The sequence below is a fragment of the Arthrobacter sp. JCM 19049 genome (genome assembly GCF_001310435.1).
In genome coordinates this window covers 1-4,419 of record NZ_BAXF01000162.1, presented here as the reverse complement: position 1 = coordinate 4,419, position 4,419 = coordinate 1, and the positions used below count along the sequence as shown (strand labels likewise).

At 64.6% G+C, this 4,419-nt stretch carries 6 protein-coding genes; 1 reads left to right on the top strand and 5 read right to left on the bottom strand.

Features of this window, described 5'->3' with window-relative positions:
- Nucleotides 1–59 precede the first annotated feature (59 nt).
- The 3 genes from JCM19049_RS19620 to JCM19049_RS08575 all read right to left on the bottom strand — a co-directional run bounded on the left by JCM19049_RS19620 (nucleotide 60) and on the right by JCM19049_RS08575 (nucleotide 1,624).
- Nucleotides 60–287 carry a hypothetical protein gene (locus tag JCM19049_RS19620; protein WP_279402787.1) on the bottom strand — a complete coding sequence of 76 codons (228 nt, stop codon included), beginning with the start codon at nucleotides 285–287 and terminating at the stop codon, nucleotides 60–62.
- Nucleotides 281–979, bottom strand: a complete 699-nt coding sequence (locus JCM19049_RS08580) for a GntP family permease (RefSeq protein WP_279402786.1) — start codon at nucleotides 977–979, stop codon at nucleotides 281–283. The genes JCM19049_RS19620 and JCM19049_RS08580 overlap by 7 nt, the downstream gene beginning before the upstream one ends.
- A gap of 126 nt (nucleotides 980–1,105) precedes the next feature.
- The gene (locus JCM19049_RS08575; protein WP_054821384.1) at nucleotides 1,106–1,624 is read right to left on the bottom strand and encodes a gluconokinase; all 519 of its coding nucleotides are present in this window, start codon (nucleotides 1,622–1,624) and stop codon (nucleotides 1,106–1,108) included.
- Between the two features lie 1,228 nt (nucleotides 1,625–2,852).
- On the opposite strand from JCM19049_RS08575, the gene JCM19049_RS08565 reads away from it, so the two are divergent.
- Complete coding sequence (locus JCM19049_RS08565; RefSeq protein ID WP_279402785.1) at nucleotides 2,853–3,848, top strand: hypothetical protein; 996 nt, start codon at nucleotides 2,853–2,855, stop codon at nucleotides 3,846–3,848.
- A 6-nt stretch (nucleotides 3,849–3,854) separates the two neighbouring features.
- On the opposite strand, the gene JCM19049_RS08560 is transcribed toward JCM19049_RS08565, so the two are convergent.
- Both JCM19049_RS08560 and JCM19049_RS08555 read right to left on the bottom strand, forming a co-directional pair.
- Nucleotides 3,855–4,178, bottom strand: coding sequence for a transcriptional regulator (locus JCM19049_RS08560; protein WP_306420754.1), 324 nt, complete (start codon nucleotides 4,176–4,178; stop codon nucleotides 3,855–3,857).
- Nucleotides 4,171–4,419, bottom strand: a 249-nt coding sequence (locus tag JCM19049_RS08555) for a hypothetical protein (RefSeq protein ID WP_279402784.1), incomplete at its 5' end; no start/stop codon positions are given. The genes JCM19049_RS08555 and JCM19049_RS08560, both read right to left, overlap by 8 nt.

The window sequence follows — 4,419 nt, the reverse complement described above, 5'->3', positions numbered from 1 at the left end:
CGCGTTGCCGATGCCGCTGGCGCGCAGCACGCCGCCGAACATGCCGCCGGCGCCGGTGATCAGGATGATCGAGCACACCGGCCCAGCGCCGAGTCCACGACGGTCTCGATCAGGGTCTTGTCCTTGTTCTTGCGGAAGCCCAGCAGGTACATGGCCAGCAGCACCGAGATCATCAGCGCGACCGGGGTTTCACCCAGCAGGCGCAGCCACTGCACCCACATCGCCTCGGGGTCCACCACGCCGGCGGTGCCCAGCATGTTCAGCCCGGTGTTCAGGAAGATCAGCACCAGCGGCAGCAGCAGCAGGCTGAAGACGGTGCCACCGGCGGGGAGGACTTGAAGTCGTCCTTGTCCTCAGCGCCCAGCGCCGCGTTCAGGATGTCCGGCACGGCCACGTTGAAGCGCTTGCCCACGAACTTGCCGTACAGGTGACCGGCGAAGAACCAGGTCGGGATCGCCACGAGCAGGCCGAGCAGCAGCACCAGCCCGACGTTTGCGTTCAGCAGGCCGGAGGCGGCCACGGACCGGGTGCGGGGGCACGAAGATGTGCATGACCGAGAACGCGGTCGCCGCGGGCACCGCGTAGAACAGCAGCGAGCCGCCAGGCGGCGGGCAACGGTGAAGATGATCGGCAACATGACGACCAGGCCGGCGTCGAAGAAGATCGGGAAGCCGAACAGCAGCGAGGCGACCGACAGCGCCAGCGGGGCGCGCTTCTCACCGAAGCGGTCGATCAGCCAGCTGGTCATGATCTGGGCGCCGCCACTGGTTTCCAGCATGCGCCCGAGCATCGCGCCCAGGCCCACCAGCAGGGCCACACTGGCCAGGGTGCCTCCGAAGCCGGAGGTCAGTGTGCCGATGATTTCACCGGCCGGGATGCCTGCGGCCACGGCGGTCAGCAGGCTGGTGAGCACCAGCGCGATGAACGCGTGGACGCGGAAGCGGATGATCAGCACCAGCAGCAGGGCGATGGCCGCCACCGCCAGACCCAGCAGCGCCGGGGTACTCAGCGTCCAATTCAGACTAGGTCAGTGTTCATTGTCGTCCTTGATCAATGGTTGGTAAAAAGGGGTCGACTCATCGACCGCAGGGTGGGCCAGCGCCGGCTAGCGGTTATCCAGGCCCAGTTCGCCCAGGATGTAGGCAACGATTTGCTGGGGGGTTTGGTTGATGTCCACGCTGATGGCGTGTTCATCGGGGTTGGGAACTTCCAGCGTGGTCAGCTGGCTGGTCAGCAGCGAGGAGGGCATGAATTCATGGTCGCGCGCGTCCATGCGCCCGCGGATCAGTTCCTTGCCCCCGACCAGGTGAATGAAACGGGTTTCCGGCTCGTGCGCGCGGATCGCGTCCCGGTAGGAGCACTTCAGCGCCGAGCAGGCGATGATGACCGGCTGGCCGTTGGCGTCGCGTTCGGCCAGGCGCTGGCCGATGATTTCCAGCCAGGGTCCGCGGTCGGTGTCGGTCAGCGGGATCCCGGCACCCATTTTGTCCTTGTTGGACTTGGGGTGCAGGCCGTCCCCGTCGATGAATACCACGCCCAGTCGCTGGGCCAGAAGTTCGCCGATGGTCGACTTGCCGCATCCGGATACGCCCATAATGACCATGGGCATGACCTGCTGTGTCATCTCTTCACTCCGTTGTGTTCCACTAATGTCAGACTTAAGTCAAAAACTCACGTCTTAAATCTGATTTATTCAGACTAGGCCTGCCCCGCAGGGGTGTCAAGCATCACCGGCAGTGACGGGGGCCAGCTGGTTTTCAGCAACTACGGACTTTATGGTCTAACCCGAGGTTCACTTGGGGTTTAAATGGCCGGAGAACTGATTATCAACCTTCAACTACAGGTTCAAGATTTGAAGGATCCGGCGCGGCACAAAAAGATGCTGAACGTTTCCCAAGAAGTGCTTTGACTTCGGAGAATGAGCACGTAGTCTCACCACTAAGTGGATCAAAACCGACCACTACAAACATTCAGACCAGTGGGGTGAACCATGGGATTTCTTGGATGGATCGTATTGGGATTGATTGCCGGCGCCATCGCCAAGGCGATCAAGCCAGGTGAACAAGGTGGCGGCTGGCTCGTCACGCTGCTGCTCGGCGTCGTAGGCGCCATCGTCGGCGGCTGGATCGGCTCTGCCGTTTTCGGAGTGGGCATCAACGAATTCTGGTCGTTGTCCACGTGGCTACTCGCCATTGGCGGTGCCTGGTCGTCTTGGTCATCTGGGTCTACTGACCCGCAAGAGGGCCTAACCGCCTCACTTGCTTGGCCTCGGCCCGTTAGGTCCTAGGTCCGCTGGCCCGCCGTTTCCGAATCCTTTTCGGAAGCGGCGGGTCTTGCGCGTTAAGCGCGGCCTTTCCCGGCAGACGAGACCGCCCCTTCCCGACCCTCGACGCTCGGACACCGCGACCCTTCACCACCCTCGGCCCAGCTCCTAGAATGGGCAGACGGCGCACTCCTGCGCCACCATCGCGCAGGTGAAGGGGCGGTGAGATGACCAGCGTTCTGTTTATCCCCGGCATGGGCGTGCGCGGCGCCGGAATCGATGACTACTTCGCCAAGCTCTCTGCCCACTTGAACCGGATGCGTCCGGGGTACACGCTGCATGCCTGCCGTTGGGGCGATGCCGTGGGCGCCAACCTCCTGGCCGGCGGGATATCCGTGCCCGGAGCCGAACCCGATACTCCAGCCTGGAAACAGCCACCTCCGAGAGCCTGGCAAACGCCTCGACGCGAATGGAACCGGCGTTTGGCTCAATGCTGGTTCAGGCCTTGGCGCAGCGGAAGTCGGCGACGGCGCAAGCCCTGGCAGAACAGCATGGGGTTGTCCATGATCCGCGGCAATTGCATGTCCAGTTGTGGGAGCTGCTGGACTCCGATCCCCTGCTGGAGCTGGAGGCGCTCTCCCACCGCCACCAGGACGGCACGCAACCCGGAACCTCGCCAGAACGCGGTGCGGGATCGGGCCGCAGCGAATCCCGGGATCCAGGTGATTTGGCGCGGCTGCTGGGTGCCGGGCTGGAACCGGATACCGAGCTGAGCCGATCGCTGCGCGATGCCGGCCTGGAGTCCACGGCACTGGCGGCAGCCACCGAATTGGTGGCCAGTGAATCCTTCAGCCGTTTTGGCCGAGCCGCGCTCTCGGCTGCCGAACACGCCCAGGGGCTGGCCCGAGCATTCACCGCACTGGCCCTGCGGCACCGGGATGGGCAGCTGGGCAGCTATGCGGCGGTGGACGGGGAGCACCGCCGGGCCATTGAGGGGCAGGCAGCAGCGGTACTGCTGACCCGGGAACTGGCCGAACACAGCGAGTCCACCGTAACCAGCACCCTGCTGGAACTGGTGCTGGGCTTCGCCACCCGGTGGGCGGCCAAGCGCCGAGTGCAGCTGACCCAGGAGGCGGCTCCCGCCGTGGGAGACGTGCTGAAATACCTGGCGCGCGGCGAGGACCTGCGTCAATTCATCCGCCGGCAGATTTTGGACATCGAGGACCAGGACCTCATCATCATTGCCCACAGCCTGGGCGCCGTGGCGGTGATGGACCTGCTCCTGGGCGAACCCCTGCCCCAGGTGAAACAACTCATCGCGGTGGGCTCGGCATCGGGGCTGCTTTTTGAGCTCGATGCGCTGCCTGCCGGGCGTTTTGCCCCCGACTACCAGCTGCCCGCGGATTTCCCGCCCACCCATTTCATCTACGACGATCGAGATTTCCTGGCCTACCGCAGCGCCGGGCTGTTCGGCACGAAGGCCAGCGACCATCAGGTGGATAACGGGGTGGCGTTTCCCCGCAGCCACGGCGCCTACTTCAACAACGACCAGTTCTATGCCCTGCTCCAGGACCTGCTCCCCTAACCGGCCTCAGGGATTGAACGTTCCCCCGAACGCATCAGCCGGTGGGCTCCAGGAGCTTGCGCAGCTGCCGCTTGTAGGTGGCAAACGCACTGCGGCCCTCCTGCTCAACCCGATGTACGTCACCGGGCTTCGCCCCTCCAGGACCTTCTCCACGCTCACATAACCGCTGCCTTCCAGCTTGCGCAGGTGGGTGGCCAGGTTGCCCGAGGTCATCTGCAGCAGTTCCTGCAGGCGGGGAAAGGCGATGGTGTCCCCCACGCCCAGCGTGTTCAACACCGTCATGGTGCGCAGTCGGGCCTGGGCGTGGATCACCGGGTCCAGCTCAGACATGGCCCACCTGCAGCACCGGACCGGACACCAGCGCCGGACGGGTGGCCAAAAGCACTCCGATCAGCATCATGCCCAGCCCGCCGAGGGCACCGACCAACAGGTGGTGCGGGGACGGCAGGGCCAGGGAGAGCAAACCCACCAGTAGAACCCAGCCACCGGTGACCAGCTGCGCCCTGTCGTTCCAGATCAACGCCCCGACCGCGGCCAGTGAACCGATCACCAGCAGGCGGCGGCCAGGGCG